Source organism: Acidimicrobiia bacterium (assembly GCA_035471805.1).
Taxonomy (GTDB): Bacteria; Actinomycetota; Acidimicrobiia; order Spongiisociales; family JAHEDJ01; genus JAHEDJ01.
On sequence record DATIPS010000001.1, the window covers coordinates 1 to 23,516 of the forward strand.

24 protein-coding genes are annotated in these 23,516 nt (G+C 62.6%); 22 read left to right on the top strand and 2 right to left on the bottom strand.

Features of this window, described 5'->3' with window-relative positions; translation table 11 throughout:
* On the bottom strand, window positions 1-474 hold a 474-nt coding region (locus VLT15_00005), incomplete at its 3' end, for a haloacid dehalogenase-like hydrolase (protein ID HSR43595.1).
* Between the two features lie 3 nt (window positions 475-477).
* Window positions 478-867 carry a hypothetical protein gene (locus VLT15_00010; GenBank protein ID HSR43596.1) on the bottom strand — a complete coding sequence of 130 codons (390 nt, stop codon included), beginning with the start codon at window positions 865-867 and terminating at the stop codon, window positions 478-480.
* A 148-nt stretch (window positions 868-1,015) separates the two neighbouring features.
* On the opposite strand from VLT15_00010, the gene VLT15_00015 reads away from it, so the two are divergent.
* The 22 genes from VLT15_00015 (at window position 1,016) to VLT15_00120 (ending at window position 23,372) form a co-directional block, all read left to right on the top strand.
* The gene (locus VLT15_00015; protein ID HSR43597.1) at window positions 1,016-1,975 is read left to right on the top strand and encodes an aldo/keto reductase; all 960 of its coding nucleotides are present in this window, start codon (window positions 1,016-1,018) and stop codon (window positions 1,973-1,975) included.
* A gap of 110 nt (window positions 1,976-2,085) precedes the next feature.
* Window positions 2,086-3,225, top strand: a complete 1,140-nt coding sequence (locus tag VLT15_00020; protein ID HSR43598.1) for a PAS domain-containing sensor histidine kinase — start codon at window positions 2,086-2,088, stop codon at window positions 3,223-3,225.
* 59 nt (window positions 3,226-3,284) lie between these two features.
* The gene (locus VLT15_00025) at window positions 3,285-4,760 is read left to right on the top strand and encodes a YifB family Mg chelatase-like AAA ATPase (GenBank protein HSR43599.1); all 1,476 of its coding nucleotides are present in this window, start codon (window positions 3,285-3,287) and stop codon (window positions 4,758-4,760) included.
* Window positions 4,760-5,785: a DNA-processing protein DprA gene (gene dprA, locus VLT15_00030; protein HSR43600.1), complete on the top strand. Its 1,026-nt coding sequence runs from the start codon at window positions 4,760-4,762 to the stop codon at window positions 5,783-5,785. The genes VLT15_00025 and dprA overlap by 1 nt, the downstream gene beginning before the upstream one ends.
* A gap of 63 nt (window positions 5,786-5,848) precedes the next feature.
* Window positions 5,849-6,742 (top strand): tyrosine recombinase XerC, encoded by an 894-nt coding sequence (locus VLT15_00035; protein HSR43601.1) that lies wholly within the window; start codon window positions 5,849-5,851, stop codon window positions 6,740-6,742.
* Window positions 6,717-7,508, top strand: a complete 792-nt coding sequence (gene whiG, locus VLT15_00040; GenBank protein ID HSR43602.1) for an RNA polymerase sigma factor WhiG — start codon at window positions 6,717-6,719, stop codon at window positions 7,506-7,508. Before VLT15_00035 ends, whiG begins: the two co-directional genes overlap by 26 nt.
* A gap of 217 nt (window positions 7,509-7,725) precedes the next feature.
* A complete protein-coding gene (rpsB, locus tag VLT15_00045; protein HSR43603.1) occupies window positions 7,726-8,487 on the top strand; it encodes a 30S ribosomal protein S2 in 762 nt (253 codons plus the stop codon).
* A gap of 59 nt (window positions 8,488-8,546) precedes the next feature.
* The gene (gene tsf / locus VLT15_00050; protein HSR43604.1) at window positions 8,547-9,104 is read left to right on the top strand and encodes an elongation factor Ts; all 558 of its coding nucleotides are present in this window, start codon (window positions 8,547-8,549) and stop codon (window positions 9,102-9,104) included.
* Between the two features lies 1 nt (window position 9,105).
* Window positions 9,106-9,822, top strand: coding sequence for a UMP kinase (gene pyrH, locus VLT15_00055; GenBank protein ID HSR43605.1), 717 nt, complete (start codon window positions 9,106-9,108; stop codon window positions 9,820-9,822).
* Window positions 9,823-9,831: 9 nt separating this feature from the next.
* Window positions 9,832-10,383: a ribosome recycling factor gene (gene frr / locus VLT15_00060; GenBank protein ID HSR43606.1), complete on the top strand. Its 552-nt coding sequence runs from the start codon at window positions 9,832-9,834 to the stop codon at window positions 10,381-10,383.
* Window positions 10,380-11,525: a phosphatidate cytidylyltransferase gene (locus VLT15_00065; protein HSR43607.1), complete on the top strand. Its 1,146-nt coding sequence runs from the start codon at window positions 10,380-10,382 to the stop codon at window positions 11,523-11,525. Before frr ends, VLT15_00065 begins: the two co-directional genes overlap by 4 nt.
* Window positions 11,522-12,667, top strand: a complete 1,146-nt coding sequence (gene dxr, locus VLT15_00070) for a 1-deoxy-D-xylulose-5-phosphate reductoisomerase (protein HSR43608.1) — start codon at window positions 11,522-11,524, stop codon at window positions 12,665-12,667. The genes VLT15_00065 and dxr overlap by 4 nt, the downstream gene beginning before the upstream one ends.
* A 97-nt stretch (window positions 12,668-12,764) precedes the next feature.
* Window positions 12,765-13,874 carry a M50 family metallopeptidase gene (locus VLT15_00075; GenBank protein ID HSR43609.1) on the top strand — a complete coding sequence of 370 codons (1,110 nt, stop codon included), beginning with the start codon at window positions 12,765-12,767 and terminating at the stop codon, window positions 13,872-13,874.
* Window positions 13,874-15,082: a flavodoxin-dependent (E)-4-hydroxy-3-methylbut-2-enyl-diphosphate synthase gene (ispG, locus tag VLT15_00080; protein HSR43610.1), complete on the top strand. Its 1,209-nt coding sequence runs from the start codon at window positions 13,874-13,876 to the stop codon at window positions 15,080-15,082. Before VLT15_00075 ends, ispG begins: the two co-directional genes overlap by 1 nt.
* Before the next feature lie 128 nt (window positions 15,083-15,210).
* The gene (locus tag VLT15_00085; GenBank protein ID HSR43611.1) at window positions 15,211-16,914 is read left to right on the top strand and encodes a proline--tRNA ligase; all 1,704 of its coding nucleotides are present in this window, start codon (window positions 15,211-15,213) and stop codon (window positions 16,912-16,914) included.
* Window positions 16,915-17,049: 135 nt separating this feature from the next.
* Window positions 17,050-17,541 carry a ribosome maturation factor RimP gene (rimP, locus tag VLT15_00090; GenBank protein ID HSR43612.1) on the top strand — a complete coding sequence of 164 codons (492 nt, stop codon included), beginning with the start codon at window positions 17,050-17,052 and terminating at the stop codon, window positions 17,539-17,541.
* A 4-nt stretch (window positions 17,542-17,545) separates the two neighbouring features.
* Window positions 17,546-18,811: a transcription termination factor NusA gene (nusA, locus tag VLT15_00095; GenBank protein ID HSR43613.1), complete on the top strand. Its 1,266-nt coding sequence runs from the start codon at window positions 17,546-17,548 to the stop codon at window positions 18,809-18,811.
* Between the two features lie 12 nt (window positions 18,812-18,823).
* The gene (gene infB / locus VLT15_00100; protein HSR43614.1) at window positions 18,824-20,899 is read left to right on the top strand and encodes a translation initiation factor IF-2; all 2,076 of its coding nucleotides are present in this window, start codon (window positions 18,824-18,826) and stop codon (window positions 20,897-20,899) included.
* A gap of 5 nt (window positions 20,900-20,904) precedes the next feature.
* Entirely contained in the window at window positions 20,905-21,198 is a 294-nt protein-coding gene (locus VLT15_00105; GenBank protein HSR43615.1) for a DUF503 domain-containing protein, read from the top strand.
* Window positions 21,195-21,572, top strand: a complete 378-nt coding sequence (rbfA, locus tag VLT15_00110; protein ID HSR43616.1) for a 30S ribosome-binding factor RbfA — start codon at window positions 21,195-21,197, stop codon at window positions 21,570-21,572. Before VLT15_00105 ends, rbfA begins: the two co-directional genes overlap by 4 nt.
* Window positions 21,565-22,449 carry a tRNA pseudouridine(55) synthase TruB gene (gene truB / locus VLT15_00115; protein ID HSR43617.1) on the top strand — a complete coding sequence of 295 codons (885 nt, stop codon included), beginning with the start codon at window positions 21,565-21,567 and terminating at the stop codon, window positions 22,447-22,449. Before rbfA ends, truB begins: the two co-directional genes overlap by 8 nt.
* Entirely contained in the window at window positions 22,446-23,372 is a 927-nt protein-coding gene (locus tag VLT15_00120) for a bifunctional riboflavin kinase/FAD synthetase (protein HSR43618.1), read from the top strand. Before truB ends, VLT15_00120 begins: the two co-directional genes overlap by 4 nt.
* Window positions 23,373-23,516 lie beyond the last annotated feature (144 nt).

Consider the following 23,516-nt stretch of genomic DNA (forward strand, 5'->3'; position numbering starts at 1 on the left):
GGCAGGGGTCTCGATGAAATCGTTGGCCCAGATGCCATCGATGTGGCCGGCGATGGGACTGCCTTCGATCATCGATCGGATGCCGGTCGAAACCACGTAGTGCTCTACGGAGATTCCTTCTTTGACGTAGGCCGGATCCGAGGCCACATGGGCTCGAGTGGTATCGAAGAACTCCGGAATGCCGGGACTCATTACAACCGATCGACCCAACTCGTGGAGTCGCTCCCGTGTCAGGTCGGCGAAGATTCCCTCATCGACATAGGTGAGGATGTGGTTGAGGTATGCGGTGTCTCTGGCGATGGAGATCCCCTTGGATCGGTAGTGATCCACCAAACCGTCGACTTCCCTCCAGAAGTTCCTGCCGTCCACATCGAACGCCTCGAACAGGGCGTCCTGTTGGTTGCCGGGGATCAGCGTCCTGTCATAGTCCCAGATGAAGGCGATGACGGTCTGGGTGTAGAGCGGCGGTGGCATCGATCAGGGGATCTCGGGCCGTCCGAAGTGAACGACACCGCCCTCGAACCACCACGCTTGCAGTGTGATTTCCGATCCACGCAGTTGCGCATGGGCCGGGCCCATCTCCGAGCTGTGGACGAGAAGGGTGACCGTCCAATCCTCGGACATCATGCGGCGGAAACCAGGAAGATAGTCGGCCGGATCGGCATGGTGGGGAAGCACGCATTCGATCGTGCGCGCGGAACGGGCGACGACCGCCGGCGTGGTCGGCAACTCATGGATCGACTCGCCGAGAAAGAGGCGATTCCAGTCCATCAGGTCGGCCACCTCGCCTGCCCCGTGGTAGGCGTCGAGACACGCCTCTGCCACCTCGTCTATATCTGTGAGTTCCCTTGTGAGAGCTAGTGCCACAGCCCATCCTTCGTCGGCCAACTTACAACATTGTAATTCACCCGAGGGCGTGGCCCCGTGCATTCGGAATCGGTTGGAAACGGGTGCCCGATTCAATCCGCGGAACTGTTCCGTTCTAGTCTCGGGCCCGCGTAGAGAAAGGTTGATCATGGAGTATCGAAGGCTCGGCAAGTCGGGGCTCAAGGTCAGTGTGCTGTCTTTTGGATCCTGGGTGTCTTTTCACAATCAGCTCGGTGTCGATACTGCGAAGGCGTGTATGCAGGCTGCTCGAGACGCAGGCGTGAACTTCTTCGACAACGCTGAGGTATACGCCGGAGGGGAGTCCGAGCGGATCATGGGTCAGGTGATCCATGATCTCGGTTGGGACCGGTCCTCATACGTGATCTCGACCAAGTTCTTCTGGGGAATCTCAGACACGCCCAACATGCGCAACACCCTCAACCGCAAGTACCTCCTGCAGGCGATCGACGGCTCGCTCGATCGCCTCGGACTCGACTTCGTGGATCTCGTCTATTGCCATCGCGCCGATTCGAACACGCCGATCGAGGAGACCGTGTGGGCGATGCACGACATCGTTGCTTCCGGCAAGGCTCTCTACTGGGGAACGTCGGAGTGGCATGCCGATGAGATCCGGGCGGCCTGGGAGATCGCAGAACGGCATCACTTGCACAAGCCGCTGATGGAGCAGCCCCAATACAACTTGCTGCATCGCAAGAAGGTAGAGAAGGAGTACGCCCGTCTCTACGAGGACATCGGTCTCGGTACGACTGTCTGGAGCCCGCTGGCATCCGGTCTTTTGACCGGCAAGTACCTCGAAGGAATCCCGGAGGGAAGCCGGGGAGCCCTCGAAGGGTATGGGTGGCTTCAGGACTTCCTGACCGATGAGGCGAATCTCGCGAAGGTGCGGAACCTCAAAGCCGTGGCCGATGACCTGGGATGCAGTCTGGCGCAGATGTCGATCGCCTGGTGTGCCAAGAATCCGAACGTGTCGACGGTGATCACGGGTGCCAGTCGTGTCGAGCAGGTACATGAGAACATGGCGGCGCTGGAGGTAATCGACCGGCTCGACGATGAGGTCATGGAGCGAATCGACGGGATCGTTTCATAAGCGGCGGCCCGGGCACAGATCCGGGAGGCACTAAACCTTTCTGGCCCGGACGCCGATCAACCAGACAAGATGCGTACGGCACAACCGCGAGCACGCTGGGAGTCTGGACAATGAGACGGGGAGCGATCGCTACCGAGGTGGAACCGATCGGCCGGGCACCGAAGCACGTCTTGCTGCAGCAAATGAGGAGGCTCGGCTCGGACTTGCTGATGACGAGTGTCGCCGACGGCTCCGGATCGTTCATCTCGATCCTCAACCCTCAGCGCCAGATCGTCTATGCCAACAAGGCTCTGCAAGATGCGTTCGGTGTGACCGGAGAGAATGCCATCGGCCTTCGCCCCGGTGAGTTGATGGGGTGCCGGAATGTGAACATCGGCCCGGACGGTTGTGGCACATCGGAGAACTGCTCGACGTGCGGCACCGCAACGGCAGTTCGAAAGGCCCGCCGTGGATCTCCGCACCAGGAAGAGTGCCGGATCCTTCGGGAGGATGGCGACCCGATCGACCTCAAGGTAAACGCGGCGCCGGTCTCCTTCGACGGAGACGAGTACATCCTCTACTCGGCCATCGACATAAGCGATACGAAGAGGCGGCGGTCGCTCGAGCGAATCTTCTTCCACGACATAATGAACACGGCAACGGGCGTTCGGGGTCTCTCGTCTCTCGCCCGGATCGTCCCCACTGATGAAAGGGACGAGATGCTGGAGCTCATCGAGGAAACGTCTGAACATCTCATAGATGAGATCGAAGGCCAGCGCGATCTGCTCGCCGCCGAGAGCCGGGAACTCGTCGTGAAGCTGCAGCCGATCGATTCGTCGCTATTGCTCAAGGGCCTGACGGCCCTGTATGAGGCCCATGAGGTGGGGGAGGGGAAGTCGATCGTCATCGACCAACGCAGCTATGGGGCGACTTTCGTGTCCGATCCGACACTGCTCGGCAGGGTCGTCGGTAATCTCATCAAGAATGCACTCGAAGCGACACGCCCCGGCGGGATGGTCCGAGTCCGGTGCAATCGGGATGGCGAGTGGATCTTCTTCACCGTCCACAACGCGAGCGTTATTCCCGACGCGTCACAGGCACAGATCTTCCAGAGATCCTTCTCAACAAAGGGAGAAGGGCGGGGTCTCGGGACCTACGGATCCCGGCTCTTGACGGAACGATATCTCAACGGTGAGATCAGATTCATCAGCGCTCCCGGCATCGGCACGACGTTCACGGTCGCTCTCCCGCTGGACACGACTGCGGTCTAGAGGTCCTTCGCGGCCACCGTCGCGAGGTTTCTGTCCCAACGGTGGCTTACGTTGCTCGTATGTTCGCATCAGTCACCTCCGTCGCTCTGGTCGGCATCGAACCGCAATCGGTCAGGGTCGAAGTCCACATAAGCCCATCGAAACCGGCGCTCACGGTCGTCGGTTTGCCGGACACGGCGATCCGGGAGGCGCGCGATCGGGTGCGAGCCGCTCTGGCTTCTTCCGGATATTCCCTTCCCGGCAGGCGGGTGACGGTCAATCTCGCCCCGGCCGACCTTCCCAAGGTCGGTTCTGCGTACGATCTGCCCATAGCGCTCGGAGTCCTGGCTGCGGCGGGTCAGGTTCCTCCGGGCGTCGGCGAGGTGGTCGCGCTGGGCGAGTTGGCGCTCGACGGACGAGTGAGACCGGCGAGGGGCGGTCTTGCCGCCGGATTGCTCGCCCGCGCGAAGGGCCTTCCGTGCGTCGTCGCGTCGGAGTCGGTCCCCGAAGCTCTCCTGGCGGGAAGCGGACGAGTGTATGGAGTCGACTCGCTGGCAGAAGCCGTATCAGCGGCCCTGGGTGAGCTTCCGCACAACCCGCCGCCCGAGACCCATGATGAATGCGGGTCATCGGAAACAGACATGGCGGAAATCCGCGGGCAGGTGGTTGCGAAGCGAGCCCTCGAGGTTGCGGCGGCCGGCGGGCACCACGTTCTGATGTGGGGTCCACCGGGGTCCGGGAAGACCATGCTCGCCAGAGCTCTGCAGGGAATCCTGCCGGATCTGACACCTGAGGAGTCACTGGACGTTGCCCAGGTCTGGTCGGCTTCGGGAAGAGGGAGACCGTCACTGAGAAGACCGCCCTTCCGGGCCCCTCATCACACGGCTACCGTTGCTGCGCTGGTCGGTGGCGGCAGCGGGATCCCGGTTCCGGGAGAGGCGTCTTTGGCCCACCGGGGGGTCCTGTTCCTGGATGAGCTGGGTGAGTTCCCCTCCAGTTCCCTCGATGCGCTTCGACAGCCGCTCGAGGATCAGCGTGTGATCGTGGCCCGCAAGGGAGCAACCGTCGAGTTTCCGGCCGCCCTCCAGGTAGTCGGTGCCACGAACCCGTGCCCGTGTGGATTCATGGGGGATCGAATCGTGGGTTGCCGTTGTTCGACCCCGCAGGTAGATCGCTACAGAAGGCGCCTCTCCGGTCCCATGATCGACCGTTTCGACCTTCGGGTTCCGGTCCCCAGGATCGACCGGTCCTCCCTGATGGGGCCGGCCGGCGAGCGCAGTGAGGTTGTCAGAGATCGAGTTGCCTCTGCCCGCCTACGGCAGATGGAAAGAGGCGTCTTGAATCGTTCGATGGGTCGCGATCGCCTGGATGCTCAGGCTTGGGAGGCGGGAGGCATGAGTCTGTTGGGGCGGGCGTTCGATCGCAGGCAGATCTCCGGCCGTGGATTCGATCGGATCCGTCGCGTAGCCCGCACGATCGCCGATCTGGCCGGCTCCGATGGAGTCGCAGAACCCCATGTGGCCGAAGCCCTTTCCTATCGAGGAGAGTGGTCCTAGTGAGCGACGATCGTCTCAGGCTCGCCTTTGTGGGGATGCACCCCACCCGGAGACGAAAGCTGCTCGACGAGTACGGGTCTGCCGGGAGTGTGTTGACCGGGATCGCCGGCGGCGTCGTAGAGGTTCCCGCACACGCTCGGGCTGCAGCAGAGGTACCGGCGTCGGACCGTCGCGCCGAACTGGCCGGCGCAGGCATCCAGGCAGTGCTGCGAGAAGATCTACCTGCGCACGTCGCTTCATTGCCCGATGCGCCCGATCTCCTCTTCGTCCGGGGTCGGATTCCCGACGAGCGCGGGGTCGCAGTTGTAGGGACGAGAACGGCTACGTCGTACGGGATTCGGCTTGCCGAAGAGTTCGGCCGTGCTCTGGCGGTTGCCGGGTGGCCGGTTGTGAGCGGACTCGCCAAAGGAGTCGATGCGGCAGCCCATCGCGGTGCCGTTTCGGCCGACGGTGTCTCCGTGGCCGTGCTCGGCTGCGGACCCGACCGCTGGTATCCATCATCCAACCGACAACTGGGTGAGGCGATTCTCTTCGCCGACGGTGGAGTGGCTTCGGAGTACCCGCCCGGTACTCCCCCTTCCGGATGGCGCTTCCCGCCCCGCAATCGGATCATCAGCGCTCTCTCGGCGGCGACCGTCGTGGTGGAAGCCCGGCCGAGGGGTGGGGCTCTCATAACCGCACGGGCCGCGCTCGAGCAGGGGAGAGAGGTGCTGGCCGTCCCCGGCGACGTCGACCGGGAGACTTCTGAGGGATGCAATCTCATCATCAGGGACGGAGCCATCCCCGTCTTGGGTGCTGATGACCTGGTGGAGGCGGTCTCGCTCATCCTGGGCCCGCCAAGACCGGTAGAAGGAGTTCGCCGCGACTCTCTGGCTGCACTGATCGGTCCGGTGGGAAGGACGGTCGAGTGGGTGGTCGAGCACCTGGGCAGGCCGACCGGGCAGGTGCTGGCCGAGTTGGCGCGTCTGGAAGCTGCCGGCGAGATACGACTGGTGGGCGGACGGGTTGTCGGGATAGCGAAGTGAGTCCGGAGGCGAATGTCCGTCCGGGTCGTTGACCCGACCGGCGGAGGCAGCAAGGATTGACATGTGGCAAAGATCCCCCATCAACCCGAATGGGTCGTGGCCGATGTCGCCGCCTATCTCGAGAGAAAGGCGGGACAGCGCGGCGCGTCGCCGCATACTCTCGAGGCCTACCGGCGTGATCTGGCACAGTTCTTTGCCTTCTGTGATCGTGCCGGCGTTTCTGACCTGTCATCGATCGATCGGAGGATTGTCCGGAGATATCTGGCCTATCTGGACACCCTCGGTTATGCCAGACGATCCATCGCCAGGAAGGCTTCTGCGGTGCGTTCGTTCTTCGCAGACCTGACGCGCCGGGGGCAGCTGCCGGTGAATCCCGCCGAGCAAGTTGCGCGGCCGAAGCTTCCCAAGACCCTCCCGGCCGCGTTGCCCCAGCGGGCAATGCACATGGTGCTCGAATCCATCGACGGGGATGAGCCGCTCGAGATTCGCGACCGGGCGATCCTCGAAGTTCTCTACGCCTCCGGACTCCGCGTCGCCGAGTTGGCTTCGCTCCGCGTTACCGACGTAGAGGGAAGGGATATGATCCGTGTCGTCGGGAAAGGCGATCGGCAGCGTGTCGTGCCGCTGGGGGAGCCGGCGGTCCGTGCAGTTGCCCGCTATCTCGACCTGGCGCGACCGTATCTTGCCGGCGAATCGGCCGGTGGTGCTTTGTGGATCGGCGCACGCGGAGGCCCACTCGACGGGCGGGGAATCAGGAGAATCGTCCGTTTTCGGGCCGGGACCTTTCCGCACGCTTTCAGACATTCTTTCGCAACTCACCTGTTAGAGGGCGGAGCTGATCTACGATCTGTGCAGGAATTGCTGGGACACATTGAACTGGCAACGACCCAGATTTACACTTCGGTGACCCGGGACCATCTCAAGGCGGCATATGAACGAAGCCATCCGCGAGCCTGAACGATCCTCCGACGACCACGTCATGGAGTTGTGGCAGCGCTTTAAACAATCCGGCGAGGATTCCGTTCGCGACGCGCTCATCCTCCACTACTCGCCGCTGGTCAAGTTCGTCGCCGGCCGTGTCGGAGTCGGGCTGCCGCGCAACGTCGAGCAGTCCGACCTGATCTCATACGGGATATTCGGCTTGATCGACGCCATCGACAAGTTCGACCTCGAGCGCGGCTTCAAATTCGAGACATATGCGATCAACCGCATACGGGGCGCCATCCTCGACGAACTCCGGCAGCTGGACTGGGTACCGCGCTCCGTTCGATCACGGGCGAGGGAGATCGAGCGTTCGCTCGCAGAGTTGGAACATCGTTTTCAGCGGTCACCGAGCGAGGAAGAACTGGCAGCCCACATGGACATGCCGCTCGGCGACCTGCAGGACAATCTCGCAGAGATCTCGAATCTGGGACTGGTCGCCCTCGACGAACTGCTGGGCCGCGACCGCGACTCGTCGACCGTCGGTGATGTTCTCCCGGACCCGCGTGGGACCAGCCCGGAGGCTGCCTTCCAGGTGGAAGAGATGAAGCGGGTTCTGGCGGATTCCATCAACCGACTTCCCGATCGTGAGCGTCTCGTCGTCACCCTCTACTACTACGAGGGGCTCACCTTGTCGGAGATCGGCGATGTCATGGGCGTCACGGAATCCCGTGTATGCCAGATCCACACGAAGTCGGTGATGAGCCTCCGAAACCGGATGACCGAGCCGACCTATAGGTGATCATCGGCGCCGCCGATAGTCGAGAGTGCAGTAGCAGACCCCAGCATCTGCTTCGAGCGGTCATCCGACACATCGTCTCACTCAACTTGCCGGCCGACGGCACGCTGTTACGCTCCTCACTAAGAACGCACGCCTCGTGCGAACTCCCACGGTCGAAGCGGATGCTTCGCGGGAGAGCCATTTGCCGGGGCGGAGGAACAACCACAAAGGAGCAGCTGTGTCCGCAGTGACAATGAAGCAGTTGCTGGAAGCCGGCGTCCACTTCGGGCATCAGACCCAACGGTGGAATCCCAAGATGCAGCCGTACATCTACGGCGAGCGGAACGGGATTCACATCGTGGATCTCCGGCAGACACTCCAGCAGACCCTCAACGCCCACAAGTTCGTGCGCGATCTCGTGGAAGCGGGTGGAACCGTGCTCTTCGTCGGAACGAAGAAGCAGACGCAAAGCGCGATAGCCGAGAACGCCGAGCGAGCCGAAATGCCCTATGTCAACTTCCGTTGGCTTGGCGGAATGCTCACCAACTTCCAGACGATTCAAAAGCGGATCGCCTACATGAAGGAACTCGAGCGGATGGACGAGACGGGTGAGATGGCTTCCCGTCCCAAGAAGGAACGTCTGCGCCTGCGACGTGAGCGCGACAAGCTCGTTCGCAACCTGGGTGGGGTTCGAAATCTCAACGGCCTGCCTGATGTCGTGTTCATCGTCGATGTCAACGCCGAAGCCACCGCAGTAACGGAAGCGAGCCGGCTCGGAATACCCATAGTGGCGGTTGTCGACACCAACTGTGATCCGGACCTCATCGACATGGTGATTCCCGGTAACGACGATGCGATTCGCTCGGCAGATCTGTTTGCCTCGGTGATAGCCGACGCATGCCGGGAAGGCCGGGATCTCGTTGGAAAAGACTCCATGAAAGTTGTCGCGCCGGTCGTTGAAGAAGAGATCGCGGCCGCGGACCTGACCGAAGAGGAATGAGGGTGGCCGAATTCACCGCCAAAGACGTACAACAGCTCCGGCAGCAAGCCGGAGTGGGGATGATGGATGCCAAGAAGGCGCTGACGGAGACCGCAGGTGATCTCGAGGCAGCCTTCGACCTCCTGCGCGAACGAGGCCTCGCTGCCGCGGCCAAGCGTGCTGATCGTGAAGCATCCGAAGGGGCCGTTGGGTCGTACATTCACCTCCAGGACGATCGCCCGATCTCCGGCGTGCTCGTCGAGCTTTCGTCGGAGACCGACTTCGTCGCAAAGACCCCCGAGTTCCTCGGTGCCGCCAAGGACATCGCGATGCATGTCGCCTGGGGCAAGCCCTCGTGGACGACACGGGACGAGGTACCGGAAGAGTTGATCGCCAAGGAAGCAGAGATGATCTCGAAGCAAGCCGAAAACGAAGGCAAGCCCGAGCACATCATCCCGAAGATCGTTGAAGGGCGCCTCGAGTCTTTCTACAAGGATCACGTTCTCTACGACCAGACCTTCGCCAACCCGGCGAAGTTCGAGGGAACGATTGGCGAGATGGTCGGTCAATTGGCTGCCAAGATGGGAGAGAACATTTCCATCCGCCGTTTCGCACGGCTGACCATCGGAGAAGGTTGACATGACCGACGGAGCGCCGCGGCGGGTCGTACTGAAGCTGTCGGGTGAAGCCTTCGCAGATCCCGCTATCGGATACGGAATAGACCCCGCCACGGTGCGCCGCGTCGCCGCCGAGATCTCGGAGGCCAAGTCGACCGGAACCGAAATCGCAGTCGTTGTAGGTGGCGGCAACATCTTCCGCGGCGTATCCAAAGCCGCTGAAGGGATGGACCCCGCCAGCGCCGACTACATGGGCATGCTGGCGACGGTCATCAACGCACTTGCTCTCCAGGACGCCCTGGAGAAGGCGGGTGTGCCCACCCGTGTACAGAGTGCAATCAGCATGCGCCAACTGAGTGAGCCCTACATCCGGCTCCGTGCGATCAGGCACCTCGAGAAGGGCCGGATCGTGGTATTCGCGGCCGGAACCGGCAATCCGTTCTTCACGACCGACACGACGGCGGCGTTGCGTGCGGTGGAAATCGGCGCCGAGGTCGTCATGAAGGCCACGAACGTCGACGGGGTCTACGACGCCGATCCGACCAATAATCCGGATGCCGTCCTGCTCGATGAGGTCACCTACATGCGGGTGATCGCCGAGGATCTCAATGTGATGGACTCGACTGCGATTACCATGTGTAAGGATCACAACTTACCAATCACGGTGTTCAACATTTCCAGGCCGGGAAACATCGTGAGGGCGGTCCGGGGAGAACGTCTCGGAACGCTCGTTCATTGAGGAGGCGAAATGATCCGGGAACTCCTGACCGACGCTGAGCGACGGATGGATCAGGCGGTCGAGCACACTCTTGGAGAGTTCGGGACTGTGCGGACCGGACGCGCGAATCCCGGGATCCTCCATCGGGTCATGGTCGACTACTACGGGGCTCCGACGCCTCTCCAGCAGCTCGCCTCCTTCTCAGTTCCCGAACCGCGCCTCCTTGTCCTCCAGCCCTTCGACAAGAGCTCGATGGTCAACATCGAGAGGGCAATCCAGGCCTCCGATCTCGGATTGAACCCGTCGAACGACGGCAATGTGATCCGGCTTTCCTTTCCGGCGCTCACCGAAGAACGCAGGAGGGATCTGATCCGGGTTGTGAAGCAAATGGCAGAAGAGGGCCGGGTGGCCATTCGCCAGGTGCGCCGACACACCAAGGACGATCTCGAAGCTCTCGATGGTGAGGTCTCAGAGGATGAGATCCGGCGGGCCGAGAAGGACCTTCAAGAGATCACCGATCAGCATACGAAGCGAATCGATGAGCTCATGGAGCACAAGGAGCAGGAGCTACTCGAAGTTTGAGCGAAGGTGACGACCCCGGTCGGTACGAAGAAGGCGGCGACGTCCTTCCTTTCCCGACGGACCGCGTACCCCGCGAGGATGAGTCCTCTGAGGAAACCGACGGTCTCGATTCTTTGACGAACGGCTCATCTGCACTGGATGACTTCACCCACGAGGACTACGTCTCTGCAACGACTCGTGAATACCAGGGTCTGGCAGAGGCGATCTCCGAAGCCGAGCGACAGGATCACGAGATGGCCGCGGTGGCGGCCACGATGCCCGGCCTCGAGACGGGCCTCGTCGGTTTCGAAGACGTCACGGGCGAGGTTGAGCCGGTTGATCTGCCGGACGAGCCGCGCTCGGATCTTGCCAACCGGGTAATCACTGCAGTAGTGCTGCTGGTGGTAGTCGGCTCCGCCCTCTTCGCCGGCGGCGGCTGGCTGATGTTGCTGGTCGGTGCCTTGTCGATCATCGGCATCGTCGAGTTCTACACGGCGTTGCGCAGGGTCGGGTACGTCCCACTCTCCTTGTTCGGGCTCTTGGGCGCTATTGGAGCTCTGGTAGGGGCCTGGGTTTCCGGCCCCATTGCAGCCGCCGGATTCGCGGCGACGACCGCTGTGGCGATTCTGCTCTGGTATTCACTCCTCGTGAGGCGTAATCCGCTCGACAACGCCGCTCTGACCATGCTGGGAGTGCTGTGGATCCCGGTCATGTTCTCGTTTGCCGCTCCGATTGCCCATCACCCGAACCATCGACCGTTGATCCTCGCCGTGGTGATTGCCACCGGTGTGCTCGACATGGGGTCTTTCTTCATCGGCAAGAGGTGGGGTCGTCACAAGCTGGCACCCGAGCTGTCGCCGAACAAGACCATCGAGGGCCTGGTCGGCGGGATCGTCACGGGTGGCGTGGCGACAGTTCTGCTGACCTTCATCCCGTGGTTCGAACCCCTCGACTGGAAGGCCGGTTTCGGGCTGGCCGGCGTCGTCGCCGTGTTCGGCCCGCTGGGTGATCTGGCCGAGTCGCTCATCAAGCGGTCGGTGGGCATCAAGGACATGGGTTCGATACTGCCCGGCCACGGGGGAGTGCTCGATCGAGTGGACGCCTTCCTGTTCACGATCCCGGCTGCCTATTTCTTCTTCCGATTGGCCGGATTCCTGGCGTGAGTCGCCCCCTCGTCGTCCTTGGGGCCACCGGATCCATCGGTCGGCAGACACTCGACGTGGCTGCCCGTCTCGGAATCGAAGTGCTGGCGCTCGCAGCCAGGCGAGGGTCGGCCGAGCTCGTCGACCTGGCCGCCGACTGGCCGGATGCTCTGATTGTCGCTACCGCGCCGACGGGAGAAGAGCGCCGGGAAATGGCCTCGTCCTTGGGAAGCCGTGCGCAGTTCGGGACTGACGTCATGGAAGGACTGGCCGCCACGCCCGACTCCACCGTTGTGAACGGGATTGTGGGCGCGGCCGGGTTGCGAGCATCCATAGCCACTCTCGACGCCGGCAATCGCCTGGCGCTCGCCAACAAGGAGAGCCTGGTGGCGGGAGGTCCGGTGATGCTGGCCTCGCTCACGCGGGGCGGTGGCACGTTACTTCCGGTCGACTCCGAGCACTCCGCCCTGTTCCAGTGTCTCGTGGGAGAAAGCGGCTCGGCGGTTCGGCGACTCATACTGACGGCTTCCGGCGGCCCGTTTCGGGGTTGGTCTGCCGGTGATCTCGACGGGGTTTCACCGCAGCGAGCGCTCGATCATCCCACCTGGGCCATGGGCAAGCGGATAACGATCGACTCGGCCACTCTCTTCAACAAAGGACTGGAGGTAATAGAGGCTCACTATCTGTTCGACATTCCCTACGGCCAAATCGACGTCGTTGTGCACCCGCAGAGCATCGTGCATTCGATCGTGGAGTTCGTCGACGGGTCGCTGAAGGCCCACATCGGTGAGCCGGACATGCGCGTGCCGATACAGTATGCGCTGACCTACCCGGACCGAGCCGCTGGTGCGCTGGACGAGTTCGACTTTGCCGGGCGATCGCTGACGTTTGAGCCCCCGGACCGCAAGACCTTCAGAGCCCTCGACCTGGCCTACGAGGCCGGCCGCATCGGACGGTCCGCTCCTGCGGTGCTCAATGCGGCCGACGAAGTGGCGGTCCATGCCTTTCTCGATGGGCGGCTCGGGTTCATGGGCATTCCGGAGGTCGTGGAACGCACGCTCAGTCGTGTGCCGGTGGTGGACCTGACGGATGTGGACGACGTGATTGAGGTTGACCGTGAAGCGCGGGCGGTAGCCCACAGCCTGCTGGGTGGTGCGTGCTAATGGAGCGCGGGTTTTCTCGGCAATACTGTGGCGCGCCACGCGCAACAGCATTGCGGAGAAACAGGTTGTGCCGCAGCTCAGGTACCGTGGAGCTCGCATGACCGGTGCCCTATCGATGCTGGCCGCGTTTGTGGTCTTCATTCTTGCCCATGAGGCGGGTCACTTCTTCGCGGCCAAAGCCCTCGGGATCAAGGTCAGCGAGTTCTTCGTGGGTTTTGGACCGCGCATCTGGTCGATCCAGAGGGGCGAGACCGAGTACGGCCTGAAGGCCATTCCGGCGGGCGGCTACGTTCGCATCGTCGGTATGAGCGTTCTCGAGGAGGTCGACCCTGAAGACATCGGTCGCACCTACCGGGAGAAGCCCTTCTGGCAGAAGAGCGTCGTGGTGCTGTCGGGCATCGCCGCCAACTTCGCCATCGCCTATCTGATCTTCGCCGGTTTGTTTGCCGTCAACGGAATGGTCGAGATCCAACCCATCGTCGATGAGGTGAGGGCCGAGATGGATGGAACCGATCAGATCGCGCCGGCAGCTCTTATCGGATTGAAGTCGGGCGATGAGTTCCTGTCGGTTGCGGGTGAGGCCACCGAAACGTGGCCGGAAGTCCAGTCCGCCATCGCCGCTCACCCGGGCGAAGAGGTCGAGATCGTCATCAGTCGGGGCGGCCAACGGCGAACCTTGACGGCGACGCTCGCATCGGTGGATACGGGCGGTTCCGAACCATCCGGATATCTCGGTGTTGCTCCCGTCATCGAACGAGTCGACGTCGGATTCTTCTCGGCGGCCGGCATCGCCGGCCGGGAAGTCGTCGAGATCACCGGGGAGGCATACAAGACCCTCTGGAACGTATTCAAACCGTCGTCGCTGGCTCAACTCGTCAAAGGAATCTTCGGTGCGCCCGTACCCGACGAGATCCGTCCGGTGAGCCTGATCGGTATCGCCCAGGTGGGTTCGCAGTCCGACGTCATCGGTGTCGGTACGTTGATCGCCTTCCTGGGTGTCTTCAACATCATCCTCGGGGCGTTCAACGTTCTTCCACTGCTTCCGCTCGACGGAGGGCACTTCGCAGTCGCCCTGTACGAGAAGATCACGAAAAAGCGGGCCGATATTCAGAAGCTGGTGCCGATTGCCGCCACCGTGATCCTTCTGATGGTGTTCATCGGATTCGTGAGCATCCTGCTCGACATCGTTCAGCCGATCCAGTTCTGATGGTCGACCGCCGTAACACCCGCCGCATTCATGTCGGATCGGTCCCGGTCGGTGGCGGTGCAGAGGTCACTGTTCAATCGATGACTACGACCAAGACCGCCGATGTCGACGGAACCCTCGCACAGGTGTATGCGCTTACGGGTGCCGGAGCCGACATCGTCCGCATAACCTGCAACGACGTAGCCGCCGCGCAGGGACTCGCCGAGATTGTTCCCCGGTCACCAGTGCCGATCGTGGCCGACATCCACTTCCAGTACAAGCTTGCACTCGCCGCTCTCGAAGCCGGTGTGCACGCTCTGCGACTGAATCCCGGGAACATACGCAACGAAGCCCACATCAAAGAGGTCGCGCGCGCGGCAGGGGAGCGTGGTGTCCCGATTCGAATCGGCGTCAACGGCGGTTCGCTGGACAAGGACCTCCTCGCCAAGTACGGATCGGCCGTGCCGGAGGCGCTGGTCGAGTCCGCCCAGACCGAGATCCGGTACCTGGAGGACGTCGGTTTTCACGACATCAAGATTTCTGTCAAACACTCTCACGTGCCGACGATGGTCGAGTCGTACCGCCTCCTCAGTGAAAGGGTCGAATACCCGCTCCATCTCGGTGTCACGGAGGCCGGGCCTCCACCGGGCGGTCTGATCAAGTCGGTCGCCGGCATCGCGACACTTCTACTCGAAGGCATCGGCGACACCATCCGGTTCTCGCTCACAGCCGACCCGGTCGAAGAGGCCAAGGCCGGCCGGCAGTTACTCGAATACCTCGGGCTGCGCGAGAGGGCCGGCCTGGACCTCATCGCCTGCCCGTCCTGCGGCCGGGCGGAGGTCGACGTGATCGAGGTAGCCGGTGAGGCGCAGAGGCGCCTCGAAGAAGCCAACCTGCCGATCCAGGTGGCCGTGATGGGGTGCGTGGTGAACGGCCCCGGGGAGGCAAGAGAGGCCGACATCGGAATCGCGGCCGGTCGCGGGAAAGGCCACCTCTTCATCAAGGGCCAGGTGGTGCGGGTAGTTCCCGAGGCAGAAATGGTGGATGCGCTGCTCGACGAGGCTCAGAAATTGCTGGATGAGGGCGTGGAAGCGCGCCTGGCGGCCGCCGACGGAATCGCCGGGCAACTCGCCGCGGAGGCTGCGGAGGAGCTGCTCCAGATGCAGGGTGATGCGAACAACGCACAAAGCCGCCGGGCCCGAGTCGCGGAGATCGCCAAGTCTGATTAGCCGGTTGGCAGGATCCGGTCTCTGCAAATACGAAGACCCACCGCGAAACACGAAAGCGCCGGCCCCTCTTGTTCATTACTCTGCTGCCGAGCTGACTAACCTCCCCGTTTCCCCTACTCGAGAGATCCATGCGCTGGTCGCAAGCCTTCATTCCCACCCTCCGTGATGATCCCGCCGACGCCGAAGCCATCAGCCACCGGCTACTGGTGCGAGGCGGTTACGTCCGCCAGTTGATGGCCGGCGCCTATTCGCAGCTGCCGCTGATGATTCGCGTCCGTTCCAAGGTGGCGACGGTTATCCGCGAAGAGATGGACCGCATCGGTGGTCAAGAGTTCCTGTTGCCCGCCCTTCACCCGGCCGAGGTCTGGCAGAAGAGCGGGCGCTGGGAGATCATGGGCGACGAGATGTTCCGCCTGCGCGACCGAAAGGATGTCGACCTGGCGCTCGGGATGACCCATGAGGAGATCTTCGGGACGCTGTCGCTCGAACTTCGCAGCTATCGGGATCTGCCGCAGTTCTGGTATCAGATTCAGACAAAGTTTCGGGATGAACCCCGCCCCAAGGGAGGCGTCCTTCGCACCCGTGAGTTCACGATGAAGGACTCATACTCGTTCGACATCGATCCTGCTGGTCTGGACGCGTCTTTCCAGCGCCATTACGAGGCATACGAACGGATCTTTGCGAGGTTGGGCCTCGACGCGGTTCCGGTAGAGGCGTCATCCGGGGCCATGGGCGGGAGCGATTCGATCGAGTTCATGGTCCGCAGCGACTCAGGTGAGGACGACGTGGTCTTCTGTCGTTCGTGTGGCTACGCGGCCAACATGGAGAGGGCCACCTCCCGGGTCGACGACGTCGATGACGGTCTGGAGCATCGCGAAATCGAGAAGTTCGCAACGCCCGGCGTCCGGACGATTGACGATCTGGCTGCGTTCGAAGGCGGAGCACCGGGAGATCATCAGATCAAGACGCTCGTCTACATCCTCGAGGGAGAGCCGAGTCTGGTCTTGTTGCGCGGTGACCATCCTCTCGTTGAGCAGAAACTCCAGGATGGAACCGGTGCAGTCGAGTTTCGGCCGGCCCACCCCGAGGAGATACGAGCAGCCCTCGGCGCCGATCCGGGCAGCCTCGGGGCGGTGGGTGTCGAGCACCTTCCGATCATCGCCGACCGGGCTCTGGCCGGTAGGTACAACATGGTCACCGGTGCCAACGATGATGACTTTCATTTCCGTGGCGTGAGCGTTGAACGGGATATCGAGGTTTCACAGTGGATGGATCTTCGAGAGATCTCCGACGGGGAGGCCTGTTTCACCTGCGGTTCGTCGCTCGAGGTCTTCAAGGCGATCGAGGTCGGGCACATCTTCAAACTGGGAACCAAGTATGCCGACGCCTTCGGTATCAGCGTCCTGGATGAGGCCGGCGAGGCTCAGACCGTGATCATGGGTTCCTACGGCATCGGCCTCGAGCGGAACATCGCCGCGGTGGTGGAGACTCATCACGACGAGAAGGGGATCGTGTGGCCTGTGGCTATCGCTCCCTACGCCGTTGCGATAACCGTGCTTCGTACCGACGTCCCCGGATCGCTGGAGGCCGGTGAGCGGCTCTACGATCAATGCTGGGCTGCGGGCCTGGAAACGATTCTCGACGATCGAGACGACCGTCCGGGTGTGAAGTTCGCCGACGCCGAGTTGGTCGGTGTTCCCTTTCGGGTCACCGTTGGTCCGCGCGGGCTCGAGAAAGGCATTGTCGAAGTCCAGGATCGGGCGAGCGGAACCACCGAAGAGGTCGCTCTCGAGGACGCCGTGGCTCATCTGAGCGCGCTGATCCGGGGGTAGAGCCGGATCATCTTTGACGGCCGGCGGCGGGGCGCCGGGCGCTTTCACCCGTGGGGTTATACTTGTGGGGACAAATGAGGACGCTACGCGGAAGTGGGCGGCCGTGCCCGCTTTCTTTGTGTGGAGAAAAACAGGTTGAGCGACGTACCTTCGAGCTTGGAAGAGCTCATTGGCGACTATCTAGGAGCAGAACGCCTGGAACTCGATGATCTGGAGATGCTGGGTCAGGGTAGAGGCAGGATTCTGCGCGTCGTCATAGATGGACCGGAAGTCGGTGTGGACCATCTCGCCGAGTTGTCCAGGGGCATTTCGAGGTTGCTCGATCACGAATCCGATCTTGACGGTTCGTACACACTCGAAGTGACGTCGCCGGGTCTCGAGCGAAAGCTGCGCCGCCCCGCTCACTATCGCAAGTCGGTGGGCAAGGAGATCACGGTGAAGACGCGAACAGAAGTCGAAGGGCTGCGCCGCCATGAGGGCGTCCTCGTTGCGTCTGATGATGATGGCATTGTGTTGGAGGTCGACGGCGAGAGTCGGCGGATCGAGTTCGACCAGGTTGGGTCGGCACGGACGGTGTTCCGCTGGGAGCGGGCACCGAAGCCCGGCAAGAAGCCCGCTAGGAGCTGATGAAATGAAAATCGACGCACAGGTGATGGAAGCACTCGAACTACTCGAGCGCGAGCGCGGCGTGCCGGTCGACACTATTCTCGACGCCCTGGCCAATGCTCTCGTTTCGGCCTACAAGCGAAGTCCGGGAGCCGCCGAGGAGGCGCGCGTCGTCATCGATTCGGGGAGTGGCGACATCGTGGTCTACGCCCAGGATTTGGATGAGGACGGCAACGTCACGAAGGAGTGGGAGGACACTCCGGAAGACTTCGGGCGTATTGCCGCCCAGACGGCCAAGCAGGTCATCGCTCAGCGGCTTCGCGAGGCCAAGCGTGATCAGGTCTTCGATGTCTATGAAGGTCGCGAAGGTGATCTGGTGACCGGGATAATCCAGCAGGTCGATTACCGGTACTCGATTCTCGACCTCGGTGATGCCGAAGCGCTCCTGCCCGGGTCGGAACGGATTCCATATGAACGGCTCGAGCGCGGTAATCGCGTCAAGGCTTTCGTGCTCGAGGTTCGTAACGAGGCAAAAGGCCCCCAGATCGTCGTGAGCCGGAGCCATCCCGACTTCGTTCGCCGCCTGCTCGAACTCGAGGTACCGGAGTTGATCGATGGAACGATCGAGATCAAGGCGATCGCTCGCGAGCCGGGCAATCGAACGAAGATCGCGGTTTCCTCGAATGATCCGAATGTCGATCCGAAGGGTGCCTGTGTCGGGGCGCGCGGGTCGCGTGTGCGGCAGGTAGTCAACGAACTGCGCGGCGAAAAGGTCGACGTGGTCGAGTGGCGAGAGGACAAGGCTCAGTTCATTGCGGAGGCTCTCGGACCTGCCAAGGTTCAGGAGGTACGGATCGATGAGGCCAACGAGACGGCGGTGGTGATAGTCAGCGACCACCAGCTGTCGCTGGCGATCGGCAAAGAAGGGCAGAATGCGCGCCTTGCGGCCCGCTTGTCCGGTTACCGGGTCGACATCCGGTCGGACCTGGAAGACAGCAACGCGGCAGCTGCAAACCTCGCAGGGTCCTCTGCCCTGGATGATCCTGAGTCTGAATCGATTGTGGTGGAAGATCCCGCCGAGGTGACTCCGGACCGGACAGGACTGGAGACCACTGCGGTCGACGTCTCCCCGACCGACGTGGGTGAGGAGGAGGCCGACGCGTCCGAGGCGCATCCGGACGTCACGGAACCCGAAGTCGACGGCGTCGACGACGACGCGGCTGAGGATGCGGCAGATGAGCAGTTTGGCGAGACCGCCGAAGACGGCGACACTCCTACCGAAGACGAATAGCGCGGAGAGATAGTGGCGAAGATTCGAATATATGAGTTGGCCCGTGAGTTGGGGCTGGAATCGAAGGATGTGCTCCAGCGCGTCCTGGACCTGGGAATTGAAGCCAAGACTGCATCCTCCGGAGTAGAGCCCGAGGCAGCCGAAAGAGTCAGACAGTCCTATTCGGCCGCTGAACAAGTTCAACCGGCTCCGAAGCAGAAGGTGGAGGCCGAGCCCGAAGTCGAATCCGCTCCCGAGCCGGAAGCCACTCTCGAACCTGAGGCCGAGCTCGAGGCCGAACCGGCACTTTCAGCAGAACCGGAGCCAGAATCGGCTCCTGCTCCCACGGTCTCGGTGACCTCGGGGATCACCCCCGAAGGCCTGGCTGAGCTGATCGGACAGCCGGCCACGGAGATCGTCAGGGCCCTCATCCAGATGGGCGAGATGGTCGGCTCCTCCACTCCTGTTCCCGAAGATGCCCTGGAGCTCCTTGGTGATCACTTCAACGTCACGATCGAGGTCGTCGCCGCCGATCCTGCGACCCGGACCGGATCACGCGTTCGACCGAAGAAGGTGTACGACGATGATCCGAGCGTCCTGGTCGGGCGCCCGCCGGTCGTCACCGTGATGGGCCACGTCGACCACGGCAAGACGACATTGCTCGACTATATCCGCCACACGAATGTCGTCGGCGGCGAGCACGGTGGAATAACCCAGCACATCGGTGCCTATCAGGTTGATGTGAACGGCAACAAGATCACCTTCCTCGACACTCCGGGCCACGAGGCCTTCACCGCGTTGCGGGCCCGCGGTGCAGAGGTGACCGACATCGTTGTGTTGATCGTGTCCGCCGACGACGGCGTGATGCCGCAGACCGTCGAGGCCATCAGTCACGCCAAGGCAGCCGGGGTTCCGATCATCGTGGCAATCAACAAGATGGATCTGCCCGGCGCCGACCCGCAGAATATCCGTGCCCAGCTGACCGAGTACGAGCTGATAGCCGAGGAACTCGGTGGAGATGTCATCACAGTCGAACTCTCCGCGAAGAGCGGCGAGGGAGTCGACCATCTACTCGAGATGATCGACCTGGTGGCGCAGCTCGAGGAATTCAAAGGTAACCCGAAACCCCGCGCGGAGGGTGTGGTGGTCGAGAGCCAGCTCGATGTCGGGCGCGGGCCGGTGGCGACGGTGATCGTTCAACGTGGCACCCTCAAACAGGGCGATGCGCTCGTCGCCGGACCGGTGTCGGGGCGCGTTCGGTCGATGCTCGACGAGACGGGCGACAAGGTTCAATCAGCGGGACCCAGCACACCCGTGTTGGTTATGGGCTGGTCCGAGGTCCCCACTGCCGGCGACGCGTTTCAGGTTCTCAAGAACGAACGCGAGGCACGGAATCAGGCGGCCAAAGCTATGGAGCAGCTCAGATCGGACGAGCAGGTCATTCCGACCGCTCGCGAGCGTCTCGCCCAACTGCTCGAGCAACTCCGGACCCAGGATGAGGCGGACCTCCGCTTGATCATCAGGGCAGATGCACATGGTTCGCTCGAGGCCATTCGCGAATCCGTCGCCAAGATCGGCCGCCAGGGCGGCAAGATCACGCTGGTCCAGGGGGCAGTGGGCGGTATCTCTGAGAACGACGTCAGCCTTGCAGAAGTAACCGAGTCGGTGATCGTGGGTTTCAACGTCCGTCCGGATGCCAAAGCCCGCAGGTCGGCCGAGGAAAAGGGCATTGAGATCCGCACATATCGGGTGATCTACGAGATGCTCGACGAGATCGAGCAGATGCTGGTCGGGAAACTCGCTCCGGACGAGGTGGAGGCCGTCATCGGGTCCGCCGAGGTACGAGCAATCTTCAGGACACCGAGAGCGGGCAACATCGCCGGATGTTATGTCACCGAAGGCGAGATTCTGCGCGGGTCCCGGGCCAGAGTGCTCAGGGGCGGTGTGGTCATCCACGACGGCCGGATCGGTTCCTTGCGTCGGTTCAAAGAAGACGTTCGCCAGGTATCGGCGGCCTACGAATGCGGGATAGGTTTCGAGACCTTCAACGACATCAAGGAAGAAGACGTCATCGAGGTCTACGAAGTCCGCGAAGTCGCCCGCACCTGAGCGCTATGCATGCCGCAGCACTGCGGATCGAAATCCGTATTCCGGAAGCCAGGTCGCTCAAGGCCAAGCGGCGGGTTCTTCAGTCGTTCATCGCCGACCTCCGAAACCGAATGTCCCTTTCTGTCGCCGAGGTAGGCGACCACGACGCTTGGCAACGGTCTACCGTAGGAGTTGCAATCGTCGCCGCCACCGGCGGGGAGCTTGAGCAGCGCATCGCGACGGTGCATCGAATGCTCAGTGAACGAGTCGATCTGGAGGTTGTCCGGGTCGGCGTGAGTCATCTGGAGGATCCGGAATGAGTCGCGGAGATCGAATGCGGCGGGTCGACTCGATGCTCAAGCAAGCCATCGCCGAGCACGTTGCTGACCTCAAAGACCCGCGTCTCGGCTTCGTCACGATTACCGGGGTTGAGACTTCCCCCGACCTCAGAAGCGCCCGCGTGTTCTTCTCGGTGCTCGGCAAACCCGAAGAGACCAGTTCATCGCTCGAGGCCCTGACGGCTGCGGCTTCGAAGATCAGGACCGAGGTGGGACAGGAGATACGCCTGAAATACACCCCCAGCCTCGCCTTCGTCGTCGATGAGGCGATCGAGCGGGGGGCACACATTGCTTCGATTCTGCACGAGATCGAACAGGAGGAGGCCGCCGCGGCGGGGGAACTCGAACGTGATTGACGGGTTCATGCTCGTCGACAAGGAAGGCGGATGGACTTCTCATGACGTCGTGGCAAAGGTGCGCCGGCTGCTCGACCAGAAGAAGGTCGGCCACGCCGGAACGCTCGACCCGATGGCGACCGGCCTCCTGGTGCTCGGATTGGGCCGGGCGACGCGGGCGATCCGTTACGTGCAAGATGCTGGCAAGACCTACCTCGCCACGGCGCAGTTTGGCGTGGCAACAGACACCCTCGACGCCGATGGCGCCGTTCTGAGTCGCTCGCCGATGGAGTTCGACGAAGACGAGTTGCGATCCGTGCTTCCACGGTTCATCGGTGAAATCATGCAGGTGCCGCCAATGGTGTCGGCTCTGAAGATCGACGGCCGCCGATTGTACGACCTGGCTCGCGAGGGCAAAGAGGTGGAACGGCAGGCGCGGCCGGTGCACGTTCGATCGATTGAGATTCTCGATTTTGCGCCCGGTCTCTACCCGGAGGTGACGTTCAGGGTCGATTGCGGCAGCGGAACCTATATCCGTACGCTCGCCGACGACATGGGCAGAGCTCTGGGCGGGCACGCCCACCTGACCGCTCTGCGGCGGACGCGTATCGGGCGACTCACGGTCGAGCAGGCACACACGATCGAGCAACTCGAGAGCCTGGCCGACGCCGGGTCGGCCGCCGTTTCGATGCGGGACGTGCTGCTCGAAGAGCTCCCGCACATTTCGGTCGACGGTGGCGTCGCAGTCGGGGTGCGGAACGGGCGCCCTCTTTCTCCGGACCTCGTTTCGCAGGGATTCCCGGACGGCCCGTTTTGCGTGATCGATCGGGAGGGCCGGATGCTGGCCGTCTATTCGCATGCCGGCGGCAAGGCTCGATCCGAGGTGGTCTTTCCATGAGAGTTCTCCGAGGAGACCCGAAAACATGGCCGGAACCGCGCCAATCCGGGTTTGCGGTGACCATCGGCAACTTCGACGGCGTCCACCTGGGTCATCAGACGGTGTTGTCGGATCTGGCGGAGCGGGCAGTGGCATTGGGCGGCATTCCTCGAGCCGTTCTCACCTTCGACCCTCATCCGGTGGCGGTAATGGCACCGGATCGTGCGCCGCGTCTGCTCACGTCCATCGACCAGCGGATCGAGATTCTCGACTATCTGGGTGTCGATACCGTCGGAGTGCTTCCCTTCGAGCAGGTGAGAACCATGACGCCCGAGCAGTTCGTCGGTGATGTACTGGCTCGCGGGTTGGCAGCACGCGTGGTGGCGGTGGGATCGAACTTCAGATTCGGGCACGAACGGGCGGGCGACATCGATGCCTTGCGAGCAGGGGGAGCCGCCTTTGGTTATGAGGTCGATGTCGTGCCGCTGCTGGAGGGTGACGGACCGCTCTCATCTTCCGGCATCCGGGCAATGGTCGCAGCCGGCGCAGTCGAGAACGCTCGGCAGGCTCTGGGACGGGCCTTTGAGTTGCGCGGCGCGGTCGTCGGCGGCGAGCGGCGGGGGCGGGCAATCGGATTCCCCACCGCCAACGTGGTTCCTCCGTCCGGCATGGCGATTCCTGCGCGCGGGGTGTACGCGGCCAGGGTGCGGGTGGGCGCACACCTGCACCCGGCGGTCGTCAACGTCGGAGTGCGCCCCACCTTCGACGGTGAAAACGAACTCGTTGAGGCCCATCTGCTCGACTTCGAGGATGAACTGTACGGACGGATAATCGGCGTCCTCTTCGAACGGCGACTGCGCGACGAGATGAAGTTCTCTGGAGTTGCCGAGTTGGTGGAGCAGATCGAGCACGACGTCACGGATGCTCGCAGAGCCTTGGCGTAACGGCAGGCGGTCGATGCGGCTGCGCTCGAGAGGCCGAGGAAGGTGCTCTCCGGTGCGGGAAGCTCGGCGACCGGGGGTGGCGGCCTCGTTTCTGGACCCGCCCCGGCCGGTCGAGGTATGGGTGACCGCGGACTCGCCGCGAGC